The organism is Azonexus sp., assembly GCF_030824335.1.
GTDB lineage: Bacteria > Pseudomonadota > Gammaproteobacteria > Burkholderiales > Rhodocyclaceae > Azonexus.
In genome coordinates this window covers 1-22,931 of sequence record NZ_JAVBXX010000004.1, presented here as the reverse complement: position 1 = coordinate 22,931, position 22,931 = coordinate 1, and the positions used below count along the sequence as shown (strand labels likewise).

At 55.5% G+C, this 22,931-nt stretch carries 16 protein-coding genes; 11 read left to right on the top strand and 5 right to left on the bottom strand.

Going from position 1 to position 22,931, the window contains the following annotated elements; all coding sequences use genetic code 11:
- Window positions 1-161: 161 nt before the first annotated feature.
- Window positions 162-800: an EF-hand domain-containing protein gene (locus tag RCI20_RS01455; RefSeq protein WP_306602716.1), complete on the top strand. Its 639-nt coding sequence runs from the start codon at window positions 162-164 to the stop codon at window positions 798-800.
- 6 nt (window positions 801-806) lie between these two features.
- On the opposite strand, the gene dmeF is transcribed toward RCI20_RS01455, so the two are convergent.
- Genes dmeF through mtnA form a run of 4 tightly spaced genes read right to left on the bottom strand, consistent with a single transcriptional unit; the run spans window position 807 to window position 4,113 of the window.
- Complete coding sequence (dmeF, locus tag RCI20_RS01450; protein WP_306602715.1) at window positions 807-1,772, bottom strand: CDF family Co(II)/Ni(II) efflux transporter DmeF; 966 nt, start codon at window positions 1,770-1,772, stop codon at window positions 807-809.
- A 10-nt stretch (window positions 1,773-1,782) separates the two neighbouring features.
- Window positions 1,783-2,424 carry a class II aldolase/adducin family protein gene (locus RCI20_RS01445; protein ID WP_306602714.1) on the bottom strand — a complete coding sequence of 214 codons (642 nt, stop codon included), beginning with the start codon at window positions 2,422-2,424 and terminating at the stop codon, window positions 1,783-1,785.
- The gene (locus RCI20_RS01440) at window positions 2,421-2,984 is read right to left on the bottom strand and encodes a Uma2 family endonuclease (RefSeq protein WP_306602713.1); all 564 of its coding nucleotides are present in this window, start codon (window positions 2,982-2,984) and stop codon (window positions 2,421-2,423) included. Before RCI20_RS01440 ends, RCI20_RS01445 begins: the two co-directional genes overlap by 4 nt.
- A 43-nt stretch (window positions 2,985-3,027) precedes the next feature.
- Window positions 3,028-4,113, bottom strand: coding sequence for an S-methyl-5-thioribose-1-phosphate isomerase (gene mtnA / locus RCI20_RS01435; protein ID WP_306602773.1), 1,086 nt, complete (start codon window positions 4,111-4,113; stop codon window positions 3,028-3,030).
- A 49-nt stretch (window positions 4,114-4,162) separates the two neighbouring features.
- Here mtnA and RCI20_RS01430 point away from each other — a divergent pair, with 49 nt between their 5' ends.
- A complete protein-coding gene (locus tag RCI20_RS01430) occupies window positions 4,163-5,323 on the top strand; it encodes a pyridoxal phosphate-dependent aminotransferase (RefSeq protein WP_306602711.1) in 1,161 nt (386 codons plus the stop codon).
- A gap of 87 nt (window positions 5,324-5,410) precedes the next feature.
- On the opposite strand, the gene RCI20_RS01425 is transcribed toward RCI20_RS01430, so the two are convergent.
- On the bottom strand, window positions 5,411-7,072 hold the full coding sequence (locus RCI20_RS01425) for a clostripain-related cysteine peptidase (RefSeq protein WP_306602709.1): 1,662 nt from the start codon (window positions 7,070-7,072) through the stop codon (window positions 5,411-5,413).
- Between the two features lie 283 nt (window positions 7,073-7,355).
- Here RCI20_RS01425 and RCI20_RS01420 point away from each other — a divergent pair, with 283 nt between their 5' ends.
- The 9 genes from RCI20_RS01420 (at window position 7,356) to mscL (ending at window position 22,733) form a co-directional block, all read left to right on the top strand.
- The gene (locus RCI20_RS01420; RefSeq protein ID WP_306602707.1) at window positions 7,356-8,576 is read left to right on the top strand and encodes a hypothetical protein; all 1,221 of its coding nucleotides are present in this window, start codon (window positions 7,356-7,358) and stop codon (window positions 8,574-8,576) included.
- Window positions 8,577-8,793: 217 nt separating this feature from the next.
- Window positions 8,794-10,023: a glycosyltransferase family 4 protein gene (locus RCI20_RS01415; protein WP_306602705.1), complete on the top strand. Its 1,230-nt coding sequence runs from the start codon at window positions 8,794-8,796 to the stop codon at window positions 10,021-10,023.
- Between the two features lie 70 nt (window positions 10,024-10,093).
- Window positions 10,094-12,580, top strand: a complete 2,487-nt coding sequence (locus RCI20_RS01410) for a rhamnan synthesis F family protein (protein ID WP_306602704.1) — start codon at window positions 10,094-10,096, stop codon at window positions 12,578-12,580.
- 5 nt (window positions 12,581-12,585) lie between these two features.
- Window positions 12,586-13,749 carry a glycosyltransferase gene (locus RCI20_RS01405; RefSeq protein WP_306602703.1) on the top strand — a complete coding sequence of 388 codons (1,164 nt, stop codon included), beginning with the start codon at window positions 12,586-12,588 and terminating at the stop codon, window positions 13,747-13,749.
- A 40-nt stretch (window positions 13,750-13,789) separates the two neighbouring features.
- Window positions 13,790-14,896 (top strand): tetratricopeptide repeat protein, encoded by a 1,107-nt coding sequence (locus RCI20_RS01400; RefSeq protein WP_306602701.1) that lies wholly within the window; start codon window positions 13,790-13,792, stop codon window positions 14,894-14,896.
- A 185-nt stretch (window positions 14,897-15,081) separates the two neighbouring features.
- A complete protein-coding gene (locus RCI20_RS01395) occupies window positions 15,082-16,131 on the top strand; it encodes a glycosyltransferase (RefSeq protein WP_306602700.1) in 1,050 nt (349 codons plus the stop codon).
- Window positions 16,128-18,773 (top strand): rhamnan synthesis F family protein, encoded by a 2,646-nt coding sequence (locus RCI20_RS01390; protein ID WP_306602699.1) that lies wholly within the window; start codon window positions 16,128-16,130, stop codon window positions 18,771-18,773. Before RCI20_RS01395 ends, RCI20_RS01390 begins: the two co-directional genes overlap by 4 nt.
- Before the next feature lie 25 nt (window positions 18,774-18,798).
- Window positions 18,799-22,116 (top strand): hypothetical protein, encoded by a 3,318-nt coding sequence (locus RCI20_RS01385; RefSeq protein WP_306602698.1) that lies wholly within the window; start codon window positions 18,799-18,801, stop codon window positions 22,114-22,116.
- 188 nt (window positions 22,117-22,304) lie between these two features.
- Entirely contained in the window at window positions 22,305-22,733 is a 429-nt protein-coding gene (mscL, locus tag RCI20_RS01380) for a large conductance mechanosensitive channel protein MscL (RefSeq protein ID WP_306602697.1), read from the top strand.
- Window positions 22,734-22,931: the final 198 nt, after the last annotated feature.

Here is a 22,931-nt window from a genome sequence, read left to right as displayed (position 1 = left end):
GTTTTTGCGGTCGACCGCAGTATTTCACCGATTCCTTGACAAGTTTTTACACCGTTTAACCCTGATCGCCGCCAACTTTAATGGCAAATAGCCGATAAATGGCTCAAGGCGGTGTGCCGGGTGGTTTTCCGGTGTTTTTGTCCTCTTTCAAGGAGTCAATCATGATCAGCGGTATCGGTAATTCTTCAAGCATGAGCCAGTTGTTTTCCCGGCTGGACAGCAAAAGTCAGGGCTATCTGGAAAAAAGCGATCTGGCTTCGGCCTTCAGTGCCATTTCAGGGGGCGACGAGAGCGCTGTCGACGATGTGTTTGCCGCGCTGGATGGCGATAGCGATGGCAAGGTTACGGAAAGCGAGTTTGCTTCCTCTTTGAGCAAGTTGCAGGAGGAGCTGGATGCCCAGTTCGGCCAGATGCGTATGCACGGCATGGGCGGGCACGGGCCGCAGGGCATGGGTGGCATGCCGCCGCCCCCGCCGCCTGATGACGAAGGTTTCACGCAGGAGGAACTGGAAGCCCAGTTGTCGGAAATCGGTGCGTCGGACAGCAAGCGGAGCAGCCTGATTTCGGACATCGTGTCGAACTTCGAGGCGGCGGATGCCGACAGCGACGGCAAGGTCAGCTTCCAGGAAGCGATGGCCTACAAGGACGAGCAGCAAGCCTCGGGCGGCGCATCGGAACAAGCATCGACGCAGCCGGCGGCCAGCGAGGAATCGCAGGTGATGATGAAAATCATGCAATTGATGCAGGCTTACGGCCAGCCGGAAAGTTCGGCCAGCAGTCTGCTCTCTGCGCTGGCCTGAGTCGCTTCAGGTCGGGCACTCGTCGCAGCGGTGAATTTCCACGGTGACGTGGACGATTTCTTCGTGAATGGCGAGTGCCTGGCGGATGTCCAGCGGGGTCAGCGCCGCGTCGTGCGTCAGCAGTGAGACGGCGCAGGCGTAGGCGCCGCTGCCGACGCGCCAGACGTGCAGGTCGGTGATCTGCGTGCCGGCCGGCAGTTCGCCGATGACCTCGCGGATTTCCTCGACCACCGGATGGTCCATTTCGCGGTCGAGCAGCACGCGGCCGGTATCGCGCAGCAGGTCCTTCGCCCACAGCGCGACCAGCACGGCGCCGACCAGTGCGCAGGCCGGGTCCAGCCAGTCCCAGCCGTAGAACCAGCCACCGATCAGCGCGCCGATGGCCAGCACCGACGTCAGCGCGTCGGTGATGACGTGGATGTAGGCGGCTTTCAGGTTCAGATCGTCGTGGTGATGGTGGTGGGCATGGTCGTGATCATGGTTATGCGTGTGGCCATGCGCGTGCCCATCTCCGCCGGCGCTGTGCAAAATGGCCGCGCAGCCGAGGTTGACCGCAAGACCGAGGATGGCAACGACCAAGGCTTCGCCGTAACGGATGGGCTGCGGTTCAATCAGCCGGTCCACGGCGCCGAACACCATCAGCGCGGCGACGGCGATCAGGAACAGCGCGCTGGTGTAGCCGCCGAGCACTTCGATCTTCCAGGTGCCGAAAGTGAAGCGCGGATCGTTGGCGTATTTGCGGGCGGCGGCGTAGGCGAAAACCGATAGTCCGATGGCCAGTGCGTGCGAACTCATGTGCCAGCCGTCGGCCAGCACGGCCATCGAGTTGAACCACCAGCCAGCGCCGATTTCGACGACCATGGTGACCAGCGTGATCCACAGCACCAGACGCGTGCCGCGTTCGGCCTTGGCGTTATTGGTGCCAAAATCGTGCGTCTGTTCCCAGCGCGACAGGTCGTGGTGGGCGTTCATGGTTGTTGGCTCACTGTTGTCCGTAACCTTTGAATTTTTCCAGCACGGCGGCCATTTCTTCGTCGCTCAGCAGTACCGGTTGGCCGAGTTGGCAGGCGCGCCAGTATTGCTCGCACAGTTCTTCCAGTTCGCTGGCCAGCGCCAGGGCTTCGTCGAGATCGCGGGCGGCGACCAGCAGGCCATGGTTGGCCAGCAGGCAGGCCTTGCGCTGGTGCATGGCGGCCAATGCTGCGGTCGACAAGTCCTGCGAGCCAAAAATGGCGTAATCGGCGCAGCGGATCGTGCTGCCGCCGAAGCGGGCGATCATGTAGTGAAAGGGCGGGATGTCCAGGCGCAGGCAGGCCAGGCTGACGGCGAACGGCGAATGCGCATGCAGCACGGCGCCGATTTCCGGCCGGCTGGCGTAAAGGTCGCGATGGAAACGCCATTCGGACGACGGTTTGCGACGGCCGCTGTAGCTGCCGTCCGGGCTGTCATCGATGGCCATCAGCGGGATGTCGTCCTCGCTCAGCGCGGCGTAGGGCAGGCCGGTGGGCGTGATGTAGAAACCTTCACCGCAGCGCACGCTGACATTGCCCGAGGTGCCGCGATTCAGGCCGGCCGGGGCCATGGCCTGGGCGGTGGCGATCAGTTTTTGACGCAGGTCGGTCATGCCGCGCGGTAGATCTCGGCCATCGGCAGGCGCAGGCCGACACTGGCGAATTCGACGCTGTCGTTGTCTGTGAAGGCCAGGTAATGCCAGCCGATATCGCCGTTGCGCCGATAAATTTCCACGCTGCATTCATCCTGGGCGATCAGCACATATTCCTGAAGCGAATGAATGCGTCGGTAGGCAGCGAGTTTTTCGCGGCGGTCGGTGGCTTCGGTCGAGGGCGACAGCACTTCGACGATCAGTGTTGGGTCCGTGATGAGGCGGGTCTCGTCGGCGAGCGGTGCAGATTGGCAACGCACGACGAGGTCGGGGTAGTAAAAGGCGTTGGCAGCCGCGGCGTGGACTTTGATGTCGGCAAAAAAAGTCGAACAGGGCTGGCCGGTGAGGTGATTGCGCAAGGCCAGATAGAGATTGCCCGCTAGCTGGTTGTGCTTCACCGTCGTGCCGGTCATGGCGTGGATTTCACCATCGACGTATTCGTGTTTTTCGCTGGCCTCGGCGTCGAAGGCCAGATACTCCTCAGGACTGAGCAGGTGGGGTTTTCTTGCGGCATTGGACATGGCAGGCCTCGCAGCGGAAATCAATTCGAGGATTCTCTCATCTTTACCCGGCTTCTTCCGGGTAGAGCGCCAACAGGCCGTCGCGGCTGGCCGGGCAGGCGCCGCGTTCGGTGATGATGGCTTTGACCAGCCAGGCCGGTGTCACGTCGAAGGCCGGGTTGGCCACGTCCTCGCCGGCCGGCAACTGGCGTAGCGCCGAGGGCTGGGCGTGTTGGTCGATGCCGTGCACGAGGCGGAATTCGTCGCCGTCGCGTTCCTCAATCGGAATGTCGGCGCCGTCGGCACAGGCGAAGTCGAGCGTCGAGCGTGGCGCGGCGACGTAGAAGGGGATGCCGTTGTCAGCGCAGGCCAGCGCTTTCAGGTAGGTGCCGATTTTGTTGGCGACGTCGCCATTGGCGGCGATGCGGTCGGCGCCGACGATCACTGCGTCCACCTTGCCCTGACGCATCAGCAGGCCGGCTGCGTTGTCGGCGATCAAGGTGTGCGGTACGCCGTGCTGTTCCAGTTCCCAGGCGGTGAGCAGGCCCTGATTGCGCGGCCGGGTTTCCGACACCCAGACATGCACCGGCACGCCGGCATCGTGCGCGGCATAAACCGGCGACAGCGCCGTGCCCCAGTCCACGGTGGCCAGCCAGCCGGCGTTGCAGTGGGTCATGATGTTCAGCGTCTGGCCGTCGGCGATGATCAGATCCTTCCACAAGGCGAGGCCGTGCTGGCCGATGGCGGCGTTCTGCGCCACGTCTTCCTCGGCGATGGCGGCGGCTTCGGCCCAGGCAGCGGCGCAGCGTGTTGCGGTCGACAGCGGTTGCAGGACATTTTCCATGCGCGCCAGCGCCCAGTGCAGATTGACTGCCGTTGGGCGGGTTGACCGCAATAATCGGGCCGCATACTGTAAATGTGTGTCGGAGGCATCGGCCGCCAAGGCAATGGCCAGGCCATAGGCAGCGGTAGCGCCAATCAGCGGCGCGCCGCGCACCTGCATGGCGCGAATGGCGTGCGCCGCCTCGTCCAGTGTGCTGACGCGAACCCAGTGCAGCGCATGCGGCAGGCGGGTCTGGTCGATGATGTCGATGGCGCGCTGTTCGGGATGGGCGCGCAGGGTGCGGGTGGGGGTGCCGTCGATGTTCATGGGGCGGCATTGTGGCATAGTGCGGCCATCGAAAACCAGCCATTCAGCCATGCAAACCGCCATCCAGATCGACTCCCGTTTCCCGGCCATGGGAACCACCATTTTCACCGTGATGTCGCGCCTGGCCGCCGAGTGCGGTGCGGTCAACCTGTCGCAGGGCTTCCCGGATTTTCAGGCCGAGCCGGCCTTGTTTGATGCCATGCACCGCCACATGCTGGCCGGGCGCAACCAGTACGCGCCGATGGCTGGCCTGCCGGAATTGCGCAGTGCCATCGTCGACAAGGTGGCCGCTCTGTACGGCACCCGCTTCGATGTCGAGTCCGAAGTCACGGTGACCGCCGGGGCAACGCAGGCGATCTTCACGGCGATTGCCGCCTTCGTCCGGCCGGGCGACGAGGTGATCGTCTTCGATCCGGTGTACGACTCCTATGTGCCGGCCATCGAGACGGTGGGTGGCACGGCGGTTTATGCCCGCCTGCAGTTCCCTGATTACACCCCGGACTGGGAACAGGTCCGGGCGCTGATCTCGCCGAAAACCCGGATGATCATCGTCAATTCGCCGCACAACCCGACTGGCAGCCTGATTTCTGCGGTCGACCTGGAAAAGCTGGCAGAAATCGTCCGCGGCACCGACATCGTCGTGCTGTCCGACGAGGTGTATGAGCACATCCTGTTCGACGGCGAAAAGCACGCCAGCCTGTGCGGCCATGCCGAACTGGCGCCGCGCACACTGGTCGTTTCCAGCTTCGGCAAGACCTATCACATCACCGGCTGGAAGATCGGCTACGTGGTCGGCCCGGCGGCGCTGATGGCCGAGTTCCGCAAGGTGCATCAGTTCAACGTGTTCACCGTGCATGCGCCGTCGCAACTGGCGATTGCTGAATACATGCAGGAGGCTTCGCGCCACCTCGGGCTGGCTGCCTTCTACCAGGAAAAGCGCGATTTCTTCCGTCAGTTGATGGCGGCGACGCCGTTCGAACTCTTGCCCAGTCGCGGCACCTATTTCCAACTGGTCCGCTACGGCCATTTCTCGGACATGCCGGACCGTCAGTTTGCCGAGTGGCTGACCCGCGAAGTCGGTGTGGCGGTGATTCCGGTCTCGGTGTTTTATGCCGACGGTCGCGACGACAAGGTGGTCCGTTTCTGCTTCGCCAAGCGCGAGGAAACGCTGCAGGCCGCTGCGGATCGTCTGGTCAAGGGCTTGTGTTGACTATGCTCGGAGGAATTGCTTTGGTTGGCGGCGCCGGACTGATTTTCGGACAGCGGACGCAAGACGTTATCACCGACACGCCGAATCTCAGGTGTGCTGCCAGTAATCGAGCAGGAAATCGTGCCAGGCCAATAGGCCAAGTGACTGGGTGATGGCGCTGTAATTGCCGAAATCGTATTCGGAGGGGGGGGATTGGGGCCAGTAGATGGCAATCCCGCCGGGGTCCGTTACACCTGGGGGCGGAGCGATGAACGACTGCTGCAGGGTGTCCGAAAGCGTGCTGGCGGCGGCAAGCAAACCAGAGGAAGGGTTGGCTCCGAGCAGGTTGTCAATGAAGCTGGGCAGATCAACGCCTTTGTTGTCGAAAAAATAAGGTGCACCTTGCCGTGCTGCTTCGATTATTCGCCAATCAGCGACTGAGGCACTGGCGGCGGCCTTCGCGAAGGCGCTTATCTGGGGAGAGATTTCGCTGAGTTGAGAGAGGTCAAAGGCAGAAAGAGACGCGTCATTCGCTTGAGGGTAGCTAATACCGTATTCGTGCATTATGGTCGTGGCAACATTGCGAGGGCTGGACGCATTTGAGTCCAGTCCGTCAATGACTTTGGTGTAGTTCCAGCCTTGAAGAGGCACCAGGTCCTCTGCCGCAACCATGACACGCGCAGATCCTCGAATGGCAGCAGCGACTTCCAGCATTGACATGCTGCAGGCATCGAAGCCAATGAGGTCGAGTTGCTTCAGCGACGAGCGTTCGATGCCAACCCTGATTTCATCCAGGGCGAGTACGTCCCGATTGTTGCCCTCATCGACACCAAGACCTTTTACACCGAGGCCGTGGTTCCACAAGATAAGGGCGTAGCGATCCGTTTTGCTTACCTGAGATGACCAATCAATGAATGAGGTCAGGGACATGGGGTCTCCCATGTTTAGTTCTCCCAGACTTGTCAGGTTGGCAGCGATGTTTTCGGGAGTCCACTCGGGCTGGAGGAGGCCGCTGCGGGTATCTGTCCAATCTCCCGCCGAGTTGTCGTAACCAGCACTGCGGTCGATGGCAATGGTCAGGTTAATGCTGCCGGACGTGCTTGCCGCAGCCATTTCCCGAATATCCTCAAGTGCGTAAGGCTCAAGATTATTGTCGGCGACCATGTAAACCATGAACGTCCAGCGCTGTGGTGTGGCGTCAATTCCCTGAATAGCCTTGAGCACGCTTGCTGAGCTTGCATCGACGGCTGAGAGAATAGCGCGCAATTCATGGATGGTTTCTGCATTCCAGCCGTTCTCGACGTAATGAGCAGCGACCTCAATCCGGTTTTCCAGGCGTGCGCGGGCTTCAGCAAAGGACGGTGCGCTGGTGTTGCGCAGACCATCGATCGCCTGAAAAATAACCGTGCCTCGATCTTGAATGCTCAGGCTGTCGCTGATCCACTCGTAGGCCCGGAGGAAATCGTGATCCGGCGGGAGGGTGGAGAAATCAAAATCTGGCACCAGCCCGAGCAGAGACCGGCACATTTTTTCTGCAAAGGCAGTATTGCCAAGAGAGTCCGGGAAGTAATCGGAAGAACGGAAAAGCTCTGTGCTGGCCAGCCATCGGCAAAGGTCGAGCTGACTCCCCAGCGTGTCCATGATGTCGACTAATTGTGTGTATGTTGCAATGTTCGGAGTGGCTTCGAACATGCTGACGACTTGAGCAAGCAGGATGCTTTGCTGCTCCTTGTCAATCATCTCTCGATTGTCGGCCGTGGGTGCTGGCATATTCCTTCGTGGCAAGTGCGCGCTTGATATTTAAAAGGGGGAATCCGTACTAAATTACCCTTGTCTTGAGAGGCAGGGCGATATGAGAAAAATATACATTGGATTTCATGCCTGAATCTCTTCAGCATAGTCGACGTCGCAAAATTGATGATTTGATGATAAATTTATCCCCAATAAAGCTTTGTGCTAAGTCCTGTTTGTATTCCATTGAAATTTCTTTCGTCTGCCGCCCTCTGTAAAGAAGGGGCAAGCTTAGTAACTCTTGTCTTGTTAGGAAAACTGAATGGCTACTATACCAGGTGGACTTTTCGTTACTGCTGGTTGGGATTTACCCTCCAACGGAGGGGTCCGAGATGTTTTTAACAGTCTTGTGACGGAGTATGGTGTCTCTGTAATCCAGGCGCCTATTGCAGGATCGCAAAGTGTGACAGGTGCAGGTTTCGCTACTCCGATTGGTAATGTTGTAAACCTCATTGCGGGTGGTTCAGGGGTAACTGTACTGTCGTCCCGTCAGTCTTTTAGTCCTGTTGATCAATTGGGTCATCAAACAATAGTTGGGGGGGCTGGTAGTGATAGCATCCTTGGGGGTAACGGTTTGGGTACTCTCGTGGGGGGCACCACTGGCGATAGTGTTGTAGGTTCGGTATCCAGTAAAACGTTCCTTGCTGGCAAGGCGGGCGATCCCGTCACGGTTTACTTGAATCAAGGTATTTTATCTGTTGGAATACAGGCTCCCCCCGGTGTCAGCTTTAGTGTCAGCACGCCTCCGCAAGGCTTGACGCCAGCTAAAGCCGTACAACACTTGAATAGCCAGATGCATCAGGCTCAGCTTGCAGCTGAGGCGGAAGGTGTAACAAATACGGCTGAGTTTACAGCTTACAGAGAAAGCTTCGACAAAGCTGTCGCAGTCTTAACGGCGTTAGCCCCTAATCCCTATTTTGCAGCTTCTATTGTAAGTTTCTCTACAACAAACAATGGCAGGTCCAGTGCGGACGTAGACTTCGTGGCCTCCAACCCTGTCGAGGGGATGGCCAATCTGTTCACTTTTGTACTCGGTGGTATCCAGGCTGGCAGCGCCCTGAATATCAGTAATGTCGACAATGCCATGCTTGTGGGTGGAGGCAAGGTGGTTGTCGTTGACAACAACGCAACCAGAGTATTCGGTGATCTCTCCGACCAAACCATTGTCGGTGGCGGAGGTAGCGATACCTTGGTTGGTGGCGGTGGTTCGGACACTCTCGTGGGCGGCTCCGGTGCCGATTCCTTCGGCTTTAACGAGGCTGGCCATTACAGAATCGATGACTTCAGCGGCTCGGTGGATCGCCTGGTCTTTGATTCCGACATAATCAATAGCTTGTCCGACCTTGCACCGTTCTTGACCAGTGCTCGAAACGTCAATGGCAACGCTGTTTTTGAATTTGTCCATGGACAAGCCTCTATTACGCTGGTTGGCATTAGCGTCGAGGAGGTTACCTCCGAAATGGTAAACTTCAATTTTGGCTGACATATCGCCACGTATAAAAGCCCGCTTTTGCGGGCTTTTATGATTTAGATCGATAGAGCAGCACAATTCGAGAAACACAATCTCGAATCTGGGTTTTGCCTTCTGTCCAAACCCCATCCGAATTATCCATGCCCTCCTGGCGACTACGTCGCGCTGACAAGGTCTTTCGGCCGGTCCAAGCTGCGACCGAGTTTATTCATCAGAAAATTTCTCCTGCATGGACTTATTGTTTATTCATCCGTCATTTCCTGGGCAGTATGCGCGCCTCGCACCCAAGCTGGCTCTCGTCGATGGGATAAGCGTCTGCGGAATGGGTGATATCGCGAAAATCCCGATTCAAGAGAGCGTTCCAAATATTCCTGTGATTCGCTATGCAATTCCGGGAGGCAACGAATCGTTTGAGCATCCCAATGCTAAAAATCTCAATCACGCGATGCGCCGCGCCCATGCTGTATTCAATACCCTTCTTGAGCATAAGCGCCAGGGCTACGAACCGGATGTGATATTCGTCCACACCGGCTGGGGTGACTCCATCTTCCTGCGCGATGTCTATCCAGCAGCGAAAATCATTGGCCTGTTCGAGTATTACTACAGTCGGACGGGAGCTGATGTTGGTTTCGACAGCGAGTTTCCAAAGACATTCAATGACATTTTTCACGTCCGTGGCCTCAACGCCTTACCCTTGATGGCTTTGGAGTCGTGCGACCGGGGTATTTGTCCGACCGAATGGCAACGCAGCCGCTTTCCGGAGGTCTACCAGCCCCGCCTTGACGTTATCCACGACGGCATCGACACGGAGTTGGTGAAACCCGACCCCGATGCGGTAATCACCCTCGCTGACGGTAAAACCTTTTCTGCCGGCGATGAAGTCCTGACCTATGTCAGTCGTGATTTGGAACCATACAGGGGTTACCACATTTTCATGCGGTCGTTGCCAGAGATTCTCTCTGCCCGTCCGAATTGCCACGTGGTCATTGTTGGTGGCGACGGAGTCAGTTATGGTCGTCCCGCTCCTCAGGGCGAAACTTGGAAACAGAAATATCTAGAGGAAGTGGCGGACCGCATCGACTTGAGTCGCGTGCATTTTACCGGCAAGTTGCCCTATTCTGATTTCCTGAAGGTTCTGCAGATTTCCCGTGCTCATGTTTATCTAACTTATCCGTTCGTGCTGTCCTGGTCCATGCTGGAAGCCATGTCCGCAGGCTGCCTCGTCATCGGCTCGGCGACCCCCCCGGTGGAGGAGGTTATCTGCCACGGTAAAAATGGTCTCTTGGTCCCATTTCGTGATTTTGGCGGCCTTGCTTGTGTCGTGATTGATGCCTTGGCACGGCCGGATACGTACCTGCGACTTCGGGAAGACGCGAGAAAGACCGTAGTCGAGAAGTACGATTTCAGGTCAGTCAGCCTTCCCTCCTTCCTTCGGCTTATCCAATCCTTGGAGGGATAATGCCTGCTCTCCGTCTCACGATTCCATGCTGATCGATGCCTTCCAAATCTCCCGTTGAAGCACACTAGAAATGGCCCAATTTCACTTTGTTGAAGACTACGAGCGCTTGGTTGCACAGCTCGTAGCTACCTACCCTGTCGACGAGGCGATGGCTATTGCGGTAGGCGGAGACTACGAACTATTCGGCCGCATTCAAGCCGAACTTTTAAAGTCGGTAGGGCTTTCGCAGGGGATGCACCTACTTGATCTAGGCTGTGGTAGCGGCCGCTTGGCCACTATCCTGCATCAGGAACAGGATGGGATTTCCTATACTGGCATTGACATCGTTCAGGCCCTGCTGGATTACGCACAAAGCAAGGCCCCAAATTACCGCTTCATCCTGAGTCGTCAACTGAGTCTTCCTCTGCTTGATGCTTCCGTCGACATGATCAGCGCTTTTAGCCTGTTCACTCACCTGCTACATACGGAAAGTTATTGCTATCTTGCCGAGTGCGCGCGCGTTCTTCGCCCGGGCGGTAAGGTGGTCTTTTCATTTCTGGAGTTTGCCGAGCCGCATCATTGGCATGTTTTTGAGCACACTGCAGAGATGACTCGGCACAACACCTTGGGCCATCTTAATATGTTTATCGAACGCAGCACTATCAGTATCTGGGCTGCTCATCTGGGGTTTCAGATTGAAGGTTTCATCGACGCGGCCCAGCCCATTTGGGAAAGTCACCCCCTTGGACAGTCGATTGCATTATTGAGTAAGCCTGCAGAGCCCACTCGTGATCAACAGCCCTCCAAGCCCATAAATGAATCTGTACCTCAAGTCTCCCCTGATGCAGCATTTGCGTCAGGGGTCCATGCCTTGAGAGAACACCGTTATCAGGCAGCTGTGGAGGCGTTACTCATGGCTTTCCAAGCGCAGACCGTTGCGCCAAGTAGCGTGGTTGCAATTCTGCTTACGGCCTATCAGCGTTTATACGCAGTGATGTCTTTGTATAAATCCGTCGAGGCTAGCAACACGCCAGGTCAGATGGCGACCGATGGCCAAGAAGACCCAACAACTCAGCAACTAATGCGAGTAGGCAAGTTCATCAGCAAGCAAGACCACGGCGTTCTCTACTCGCGTATCGTGCAGCTCGCAGAGTCCACACTCATCGATCCGGCATATGTGGCGAAACAACTTGGTCTTGGCGGTTGCACAACCTGGGAGGCCGCTTTCCACCTCCATACCAATACTGGCCGCAAGATTCATCCAAATATCTTCTTCGATGCGGCCTACTACAAGGCGGTTAATAATCTGCCCCACGACTGTGATGCAATCGAACATTATCTTGGTCTTGGCTGTTTCAAGCATTTTTCGACCCACCGACTGCTTGACGTGGATTGGCTTACGGCCCACTGCCCGGGAGCATATGAAGCTTGTTGTATGGTTACCCACTACTGGCAAGTAGGTTATCCCTTGGGGATACTGCCATCTGACCCGGCCAAGGTTACGGTGGACCCGCGTGTTGCCAGCCTGTTTTTCTTGGGGCGAGCCAGCCCGGAATTAAGCCTCCCTGGTAGTGTTTCGGCGCCTGCGTTAGAGCGGCCCCTAACAGAAGAGCAGATCAATGTCTTAAAGCAATATTTTTCCTGGGCGGAGGCATTTCCGCGCTTCGTACCCATCGACTTTTCGTCCAAGACCTACCTGAGTCTCTACCCCGATCTTGAAAACGCGATAGGGGCAGATCCCTTGGATGCATTGTCACACTACCTGAAACATGGGATTCGCGAAGCTCGGGCGTATAACCTCGATGACGTTTTCGGTAGCCATCCTCGTGAAAACAAGACGTTCGACACAACCCGACTGTCCAACCTGCGGGAAAGAAAGCCGCTCTGCGTGTTGATGCACCTTTACTACGTGGACCTCTGGGAGGAGTTGGACCACTATTTAGACAACATCGATTTAGCCTTCGATCTTTATGTCAATCTCGTCGAAAGCACGTGGTCATCAGGCGTCATTGCGCGGATACGGAAGAAACACTCCACTGCACGTATCCTCATCTCGCCTAACGCAGGCCGGGACATTGGAGGCTACATGCGTTTACTTGAGATGTTTGATGCAGAGGATTATCTCGCCATTGCTCTGGTGCACAGCAAGAAAAGCCAGCACATTTCTGCGCATCACGCCAACACTTGGCGCAGGAACCTGCTTCAGGCCACCCTGGGTTCGACCAATATTGTGAGGAACAACCTCGCCGCCTTTGCGGAAGACCCGTCAATCGGCATTATCGGCGCTGCAAAACACCGTCAGGAACTGATCGGAAAAAACGAGGTGCTTTACAACCGCCTTCTCGATATTTTCGAGATCGATGAAGACAAGCGGGAGTGCGAGTACGTATCAGGCACGATGATGCTGCTGCGCCCAGATATTCTAAAACGCGTGCATCAACTCATTCATCTGCAGGCCTTCAATGATGCAGAGAACCGTGATTTGGATTTCTATATGGACGGGCAAATGGAACATGCCGTGGAGCGCCTCTTCGGTAACGTAATGAAACAACTCGGCTATCGCTTCTACTGGTGCTGATTGATATGCATATCCTCTTTGTCCTGCATGACCTTAGCCTTACCGGCGCCCCCAAGCTAGGCCTGCAAATTGCCGAAGCCTTTGCCCGACAAGTCAAAGTCACCTTGCTTGCGCGCCAAGATGGCAACCTGCGCCAGCATATCCATACCGCGGCGTTCAAGGAGGTTGTCATTGACGACGCCTTTCATGAGGATGTAACCGAGGCGCGCGAAACCCGGGTGTCGCTTGGACTTGACCTGGTAAGACGCGTCAATCCAGATCTCATTTACGTTAATTCCCTTGCGGCAGCAGAGTGGATCAGTATCGCCCGGATCAGCCAAAGGCCGAATGTTCTCCATGTTCATGAAATGAAACAGGGCATGTTGGCGCTGGAGCGGAACGACCTCTTCAATCCTTATGACGTAGCGAACTGCGACTATGCTGTCTATGCTTCAGAAGAATGCCAGCGCGACTTCATGGAGTCCTTCGCCTACCCCCTTGAGCGTGGCCTGCAGTTTGGCGTTGCGGTCGACATCCAATCCATTCGAAGGCAGGCAAAGAAGACGCCAAGCGAACTGGTTAACGTCCACGGATTGAAACTTGAAAATAATAAAAGCACTGTTGCACGACGAAAGCGTATTGCTATGTGTGGCACTGCAGTGCCGCGCAAAGGTTGCGACATCTTTTGGCATCTTGCGGAACGCATGCCTTGGAGCGACTTTCTTTGGATCGGGAGTTGGGACGATGACGATTTTGTGCTTCAGCACAATGCAGCCCTGAGCCTCAACAAGAAAAAACCGCTGGCGAACCTGTATTGGACCAATACGGTACATAACCCTTATGCCGGCATCCAGCTAGCAGACCTGTTCACGCTGACATCGCGTGAGGACCCCAACCCCTTGGTTGTACTCGAAGCATTGGCCCTTGGTGTACCGGTGGTGGCCTTCACGCAGACTGGCGGCTCCAAGGCTTTTACTAGTCGATATGGCTACACACTGTCCGGGGCTATCGATACCGACCGGCTCGCAAATTTCTGTCAGCGCTACTTTGAAGGTGAGCCCGCTCAAGCTCCTCCGCCGGAATCGTTGAGTGGGAGCATTGATGTTTGGATAAAGTCCAGGGAGTTACTGGATAATCTCAAACGGGCTTTGTCTCACAGAGAAGTGGTTCTTCAGGATAGGCCGCTGTAAATTACGCCCTCATTAGAAAATTGCAAGAGAGGAAAAAACGATGGCCAAAGACTTGGTTTACCTGCTAAAAAAAGCCGCCAAAAAACTTGAAGAGTTCGATTTCGGCGCGGCAACCAAGCTGTACAGTGAGGCTCTGGAAGTCCAGCCCGGTAACATAGCTGCCAGCATGGGGCTAGCCATGGTTTACAACCGAACGGAAAAACCACTTGATGCCCTGAAAATACTGGGCAAGATATGGGAAGCTGTTTCCGCGCCCAAGAACAAGGCAACCCCCGCTGCCATGGCCACCGTGTTAGCCCAAGTCGGCCTGGCTCAACAGCAGTTGGGAAAATGGGCTGATGCCCTGCAAAGCTACCGCAAGGCACATGCCTTGACGCCCTCCGATGAGGTGGCTGGCAAAATCAAACAGCTGCAGTCTCTGGTTGAAATGCCAGAACCGATTCAACAACTGATACAACAAGCCATGCAACAACATCGGGCGGGCAAACTTGACATGGCGGTGAAGCTCTACCAAGCCGCACTGCAGTTGAATCAAGACCATCCTGACGCCCTACATGGCCTGGGTATGGTCATGCGCGAAAAAAAGGAATCCAACTCCGCCATGGCCTTGGTGCAGCAGGCCATCGTCCTTGAGCCCGAGCGGGCAGACTTCTACAACGACCTCGGAATGATCTTTCAGGACCGAGGGGAGCTTGAAAAAGCTATCAATTTCCACAAGCGTGCCCTGAGGCTTCAGGTGACATTTGCCCCCGCCTACATCAACCTGGGAGTCGCCTACAAACGATTAGGGCAGCTTGATGATGCTATCAACGCCTACCAGGAGGCGCTTAAGCTGCAACCTGACATGCCTGAAACGCACAACAACCTCGGTAACCTTCTGCGCCTCAAGGGTGACACGGATGGGGCGCGCGAAGCGCTGAGTCGCGCTTTGGCACTGCGTCCGAATTACCTTGCTGCTCGCCAGAACCTGGAGGCCGTTGAGCAGCTACTGTCCGGGACACAGAATAACCTAGGGTCTGAGGAACCTTTGGCGACCAGTGTCCCAAAGCCAGCTACCAGAAAGACAAAAGGTTCCAAGAAAGGAAGCGACACCACCTGTTCTGTCGAGAGCAAGACTGCTCCAGTCAAGCCAGGCAAGGCTAAGTAGGGTCTTAGCTCTCATCGTACCCACGTTTTAAATTAATCCTGCGCTACCTTCTTCGGGGAGCCGGACTACGTGCTGGTCGAAGAGAGGTATCAACCCGCGTGGCTGGAGTTTTAGCAGATGATTGAGTGCTCTCAGGCATACGCAGCGTATCAATTTTGGTAAGACTTAATGCAGGTGGCTATTTCATGAAAGCTAAAGCGGTTTGTTTCATCTCGGAAACAGGGCGTGGTGATAGGCCATTGCACGACCCATCGGTACGTTATCGTGCTTATCATCCGGCAGAAACCCTGCTGAAGTCTGGAGTCTGCTGTGCGGTTTACTCGGCTGAACAGTTTTATAAAAAACCATGCTTCGATTACGACGTTTACGTCTTTCATCGGCCTAATACGGCCCGGAGCATGTTTTGCGAAGCGGTCACCATTCTGAGGCGACTTAAGCGGTGTTTGATTGCAGATTACGACGACTTGATTTTTGGAGACGAAAAACTCGCATTGGAATCTTCGGCAGCCAAGAACGGTTCCCTCACTCCGGAGCGAGCCATCGCCGCCTTCTCAAGTAACCTCGATGGCCTTCGGTGCTTTGATAGGGTTACAACATCGACCGTGTCCCTCGCTGATCGGGCTCGCGAGTACAACCCGGGGGTAGAGGTTATGGTGGTGCCCAATATCGTTCCCGAATCTGTACTCGCTTTTCAAGAGTCAATCGGAACACCTTTTCTGGCACGGGATTCGAACATGATCGGCTATTTTGCCGGTACCAAGAGCCACGATCACGATTTTCCCGTGATTGAGGTAGTCCTGCATCGCGTCCTGTCTGAGAATCGCCGGCTGAAACTCCTTGTCATCGGCCCTGTTAAGGTACCCCCGAGCCTTGCATCGCTTCCAAACGTAACAGTGGGGCCTGTCGTGAACTACCTGCAATTGCCGGGTCTGATGTCCAAATGCAGCACTGTCATCGCGCCGCTGGAAAACACCGCATTTAACGAATGTAAATCCCGAGTAAAGTTTCTGGAGGCGGCGCTATCTGGTTGCCGGCTGATCACCAGTCCGATTCCCGACATGCAGGTGATTGGGAGCAATCACATAACACTTGCCGCCAATCTCGATGATTGGTACGAAGCTCTTTCTGAGCCTCTTGGCAGAAGCGATCAGGTGACATTAGCAGCGCGCAACTTTTCCTTCTTGAAAGACAACTGTACGGTGGACGGGCTTGTAACACTGGGAGAACTGCTGTGAAAGTTCTTTTGTACGTCGAGCCGCACCCCTTGAGGGATTCAAAGAGTTATTTCCGTGATGTGGCCAAGGGATTCTTGCCCGTGCTTGTAACAGACCCTCATCTGGACACGAGGTTGTTTGCAAATCGAGCTACGCTTAATGAGATCAAGGAATACCTTGAGCCTCTTAAGGAGCGGTTAATTCGGTCGACCGATGAAGAAGAGGCAATTTTTGATTGTTACAACCTGAATTGGACTACTGAGGGAATGCCTGTCTGGCGTGAGCTAATGGCTGGTACAGGTCATGTATCAGAGGATTACCTGCTGATCCTTGAACAAATCTGGCAGCGTTTTCCATTCGATCTGATCATCCACTGGGGTGAAAATGGTGCGGTGTCCCGTTTTATTCAGGATCGCCCCATCACCCGCATTGCAATGGAACTTGGCTGTACCCGCCCACCTTTCCTCGATTCACTGGTAATGGATCCTTATGGCACCAACGGCGCCGGAATGGTGCCCAAACTTTCCATTGCAGATTTGCGTGATATCGTCGGCGGTGTGCCAATGTCTTGTCATGAGGCGTTGCTGGCCTATTCGGAGAATTCGGAGCTTCAATCTTACGAACAGCAGTTCCAGCCTTTGCCAGGGGAACTCATCAAACGGGTCAGTCGATCAGCAAAACTAGCTTTCCTGCCGCTACAGTTGTTCGACGATGCAAACCTGCTGCGCTTCTCACCCTATGAAACATTAAGTGATGTCGTGCTTGATGTCGTGCCAAAGCTCGCAGAGGCAGGTTTCACTACGATCATCAGTCCCCACCCGGCCACGAAACATCGTTCGCAGAGTGCTTTCGCATCAACTATGGCCAGGGCTGCTCTGAATGAATGGGCAGAACAGATCATATGGCTCGAACCTGCATCAGACCGTCCTCACAATGCCCAGTTGATCAGCATGTCGGATGTTGTGATAACGGTAAATAGCTCTGTGGGTTTCGAGGCGCTTTATTTCGACAAGCCCGTGGTAGTACTGGGAGATGCCGTTTACAAACCTCGCGATTTATTTCCAACGCTGGGTGATTTTCTTGCGGGTAATTTCGATTTCGCCACTTATTTGCAAGGGGCGTGTTGGCTGCGTCGTTTCTTTTTGGGGGGATATTTGCAATCGTCACGCGTCCGCTCTGACATTGCGTCCTTCAAACATCGAATTGCTCTGATCAACCGGCTCTATCAGACACATGGCAATGATCCGGTGGCTGTAGCTAAAGGGTTCTGGGACGTTATCTCCCCTCTTGCCCAAGCTTATGCGGAATCGGCAGCCTTTAGTGGTCACTCTAAACCGGGAAATCATGATTTCAGTCGCCCGGTCATGGACGCAATTACGTCCACAGCTTCAGAGCAGAGTCAGATTGAGGTCGCTAAAATTCAATGGATGCGAGTTTCTCTCCGCCTGCTTAGGCAAAGCGGTTTGAAAGACCCCAAAGACTTTACGGCGTGGCTACGCGAGACCATTGCCAGCCCTGATGGAGTAAAAACACTGGTCTCCATCGGTAATGTACTGAATCCAGAGCATTATCTGGAGTTGCATCCGGATGTAAAACAAGCGGGACTCGATCCGCTGAGCCATTACCTTTCCCACGGTCTGAGCGAGAAACGTACCCCACAAAAATTTTTGCCAGGGGTGTCAGAACAGGAATTAATAGAACACCTGTCAGCAGCGGCTGCTTTCCTTCTGTCAAAAAATGGGAATCCGTTGAGCGATTACCCCCTGGCTCCTGACGAATCTGCTCGGCGTGATAGCAACATGGCGAAAGTGCGTGGTCGGCTGAAACGAAGCCGCCGGCGCATTGCCGTGGTCGCGCATCTGTATTATCGCGATCTAGTCCCCGGAATTCTGGAAAAGCTGCGCGCGATCCCGGAAGCCTTCGATCTGATTGTCACCATGCCAGCTTGGGGGACACGACGCATCGAGGCCATGGTTAGCGAGGTTTATCCGGAGGCGGTGTTCTATCAAGCTGCCAACCGGGGGCGTGACATCGGCCCCTTTACCGATCTTCTGCCCATGCTGCTCGACAGGGATTACGACGCGGTTCTGAAGATACAGACCAAGCGTGGCTATTACGTGGCGGGGAAACTGCGCCCAGAATTGGGTGACCTCTGGCGGGAGGAAGCGTTTGATGCACTGCTAGGCAGTCAGGAGCGGGTAAGAGCCATCCTCGATGCGTTCCGCACCTTGCCCGACCTGAACATGGTCGGTCCCGAGCCGCACTACCTTGGACTGGAGGATTATCCCTATCACGATCAGGGCACGCTCGCCCAGTTGGCTTTTGGGGCGGCCGAGGGCGAAGGTTTCTTCGCGGGGACGATGTTCTGGGTTCGGCTTTCTTGTCTGCAACCGCTGGTAGATACGCTCGATCTTTCGATCAGCTCCTTTGCGCCCGAGTCCGGGGCAAATGATGGTGCTTTGGCACATCTGGTTGAGCGTTTGTTCGGCCATGCGGCAAGTGCGGCAGGGCGACTCATGGCGGTGGCTCCCGATCCCGATGTGCCGCTGAGAGAAAATCCGGAGCCGTTGGCCATCAAGATGCATGAGCGGATTGAACAAGCGATGAAGGAGAGGCGGATGCAGAGGGTGGAGATTTGTGATAAGGGCGTTTTGATTTGGTAATCTTATGGATTGCCGTGTTAATAATTTGACCGAGTCGAACGGCTCCTCGCACATATTGTTTGAAACCGAGGATGTGGCGGTCATCATGGTTGCTGCCTCAGGCAGCCGCCAGACGGTAATCACATTCTTTCCCCGGCTACCTGGTCCAAGACCCGGCCCTGTGACAGGTCTTGAAGGGTTTGGACGTGCGTTTCTCATAAAAAATGGAATCACCGGAATCCATGTCGTACCAAAATGGAATCACTGGTGGCAAAGCCAAGATATGCCTTTGGCACTGGACGTTATCCTGCGCAATCTGCCGCGGAACCAGGAGGTCTGGACCTATGGGGCGAGCATGGGCGGCAACGGTGCCTTGATGTTTGCGAGGCAGCTTGGGGCAACAGGTGTGTTGGCGCTAAATCCGCAGGCCAGCGTTGATCTCTCTCGAGCGAGTTTTGATCCCCGCTGGATTGAGGATCGTAAGCGGATTCCTTATTGTGATGACAAATGGCTGGAGGTCGGGGCTCCTCCCGCAACTTGGCTGCTTTGTGACCCAGGATTCAAACTGGACCAGCAGCACATCGAAATGATCCTTCGAAATGCTGGAGACGCACGATATGTGCCTGTCAGGTTTGCCGAACATTCCGTGATGCGTATGTTGCGCGATTGTGGCATTTTGTCCTCGACAGTCGGCAGTATCTTTGATGGAACATTTCAGCTGGAGCAGTTTCAGCTTGAGTTACGCCAGATGCGTCATCGTTCGCCAGTGGCGTTGGCTGGGGCGGGGAGTGAGTTGCTTCGGAGAGGTAAACCCCAGGCTGCGTGCCGTTTCTCGGCAGCCGCAGTCGCAATGCTGTCGGCTGAGAAAAAGGCTGGCCGAAGACTCGATTCTGCCAACACAACGCTCATCTTGCATAAACATGCCATCAATTTAGTTCGGAGGCGCGACCGGGGCCTTGCCGTTGAATTTCTGCATGAGTTGCGAGATGAGCCTTTGGTGGCTGGTGACTATGACTGGCCACTGTTGCAGTTGGCCTTTGTCTGTGGTGACCGGGATGAGGCCGAACGATTATTCAAGAGCAGGCAGCGCCGCGGGTTAATGACTGATGTCTGGCGAAGCGCAATGGAAGGCTGTCTGAAAAATGGTTTTTTTACGCCAATACAACTCGGCAGGATGTCTGAAATGATGACAAAGGAGACCAAGGCAATAGACGTAGTGGTTGGTCCGTCACACAGCGTTAGATGGCAGTGGCATCGACGTGATGGTGTGGTGCCCGGTTCACTGCCGGCAGGGAGAATTCTCGGAATTGGTGGTGCGCCAGTCTGGTCAGGTGCGCTGTACGAAAAAACCGTTTCTGCGCTTGATGGGGCCGGACATTTCGCCTTGCTGGTGCCGGATTTTCGTTTCGGGAACGGCATCGCCCTCGATGTTGCGGCCAGTAGTGGGCCACTGTTGCAGGATGGTTTTCTCGGCATTACCCCTGCTGCGCTGACGATGGAAAATGATCTTCTGATGCTGAAGCGCAGTATGGATGCTCTATCTCTATGGCATGAGCGCTTCGGTGAGCGTGCCCGCTATGTTTTCTGGTGTCTGTTTGCTCGCCAGGTCCATGATCGCTTGGCTGGAAAACATCTTGGAGAAGGGCGGTATCACCACCCCGTGTTCAACTATGATGAAATCACCGCAGCCCTGTCAGACCTCGACATCGTTGACTTGTCGCCGTTGCTGCGTCGGCCAATGCATGACGTGCGACGCCTGTTCATCGATACTTCTTCGCATCCCTCACAAGTCGGTTACTTGCTTTTGAACGGATTGTTGTTCGATGGTCTGGACGCCAATAGCGCCTATGATCGTGCCGTGGCGACGGTCGAGGCCGATCTGGTCGCCTTGGCGCGGCAGATTCGTGGCTGGGCTGGCAAACCTGTACTCATGACCGGGCGTTCAGTGTGGCTTGATGTATTGATGCAAACACTTGGGGCCACGGGGCAGGCAAAATTGGCAGAGGCTGGGCTGGTACTGATTCCGATCGATCGTGGTCCAGGTCAGTTAGCGCTGGCGGAGGTACTGCGACAATATCCGCTGGCCAGTTGTCTGCCGGTTGTCGTGTCGGCAGGTGGTGCCGATCTGTCAGCGCAACTCAGTCAACTTTTTACGACTTCGCCTGATTTCTGGTGCGTTCAACCTGTATTTGATTGGGAGAGCGCTACGGAAGCGGCGATCCGTAGCCGGGGCGAGACGCCACGATTCACCCGGATCGCCACGCAGTTGCCGAGCCTCCCCGGTGCGATCCGCCTGGATTTGCCGGCACATGCAGTGGAGCAGGGGCCGCTCGGTATGCCCTCCTGGAGCGGTATCCTGGCTGTCCTGCAGGCGCTGACGGAAAAATTTTCTGCCGGCCTTGGCTGGAGGACCGAGGGCGACGTATTACTTACGCGGAACAATGTTGCCTTCCTTATCGGTGGCAACCACGGCGTGTTGAGGTTCGCAACCGGTGAGCTCACTCCTTCAGCGGAGTCACTGGCTGCCTTTAGCGACAATATCGCTAGCCGTGTCGTGCTCGCACGCAATGCAAACTTTAATTATTTGCACGTCATTTTTCCAGACAAGCAATCGGTGCTGAGTGATGACTTTCCCTTCACCCCCTTGCATCGGCTGGGCGACGCCTATATGGCGTGCCTCAACCCCAGGCTCTGCCCCCATGTGCTCTGGCCCGCCGACCAATTGAAACTGGAGACAAAAAGCCCTTTTTTGCCGCTTGATACCCATATGACCGATCATGGCTCATTGGCGGTCCTGCGGATCATGCTGCAGGCGATCGGAATGGAAGCGGATGGCGCGCTGGAACGGATCGGTTCGCGGATCGTGCGGCTGCAGCGCTGGCAGGGAGACTTGGGGAGCAAGTTCGATCCGCCGCTGTTTCAGGAGGGGCTGCTATTGGAGCCCGACTGGCCAAAAATACGATTCCGTAGCCCTGGCGGCTTCAACGATGGCATGGTGGACATCGTGTTTAATCCTGAAGCGCAGGTAGACAAGACCGTGCTGTTGTTCGGAGACAGTTTTTTTCGGATGATGCTGAGCCACCTCAGCGCAGTGTTTACGCGGGTGATCTGTTTGCGTACTAGATTCCTGCATCCCGAGATGGTTACGCTCATCCGGCCGAATATCGTTTTTACTGGAAATGCAGAGCGGTATTTGTCGAATGTCAGCCCTGATACGGAGGCCCAGGCTTTCGCTCTCTACCCCCATCCATGGGGATCAAAAGATCTGAGCGATGACGCGGGGTTTCTCGCTGCCTGGGCAGCGGTAACCGCACCATATTCACAGCGGAGCAAGCAATTTATGATTGATTGCGGTTTCGGCTGATGCCGGTATGGCGTTCGGTAACGGGTGTTTAGCGTGCTAATGTCTGCTGCTTCAGCCGTGCTGCAGGCCGCTGCTGATTGTCTGGTCAAAGGTTTGTGTTGACGGCCTCATGCCGGAAATTGGCTTGACGCCTTTTCCTGCCAGACCGAATAATTCGTTCGTCCAATAACTTTCAAAAAGGAAACAGCATGGGAATGCTCCAGGAATTCAAGGAATTTGCCGTCAAGGGCAACGCCATGGACCTCGCAGTTGGCGTCATCATCGGTGCGGCGTTCGGCAAGATTGTCGATTCCATCGTCGGCGACCTGATCATGCCGCTGGTCAGCATTATTGTTGGCAAGCTCGATTTCTCCAATCTGTTTGTCGTGCTGGGTGACAATCCGGCCAATCTGAGCGCGCTGGCGGAATTAAAGAAAGCCGGTATTCCCGTGTTTGCCTACGGTTCCTTCCTGACCATTCTGCTCAATTTCGTGATTCTGGCTTTCATTATTTTCATGATCGTCAAGCAGATGAACCGCCTGCGCAAGGAAGATGCAGCACCGGCTCCGGAAGCCGCGCCACCGACGCCGGAAGATGTCGTGCTGTTGCGTGAAATTCGCGATGCGCTGAAAAAGTAAGTACCCGCTACGCGTTTCTGGAGGCCGCCTGCGGGCGGCTTTTTTACGCCGGCCATTTATCTTGGCAAGCACTTTGTGAGTAAGCGCCCGGCAAACTCATCTGTAAATTGACGCGCTAGACCGCGAAGATCGTGTCCCCTTAAAAACGATGGTGGACACTTTCGATGGAAATCCAGAAGCCAAGTCGGCGCCGGCGGC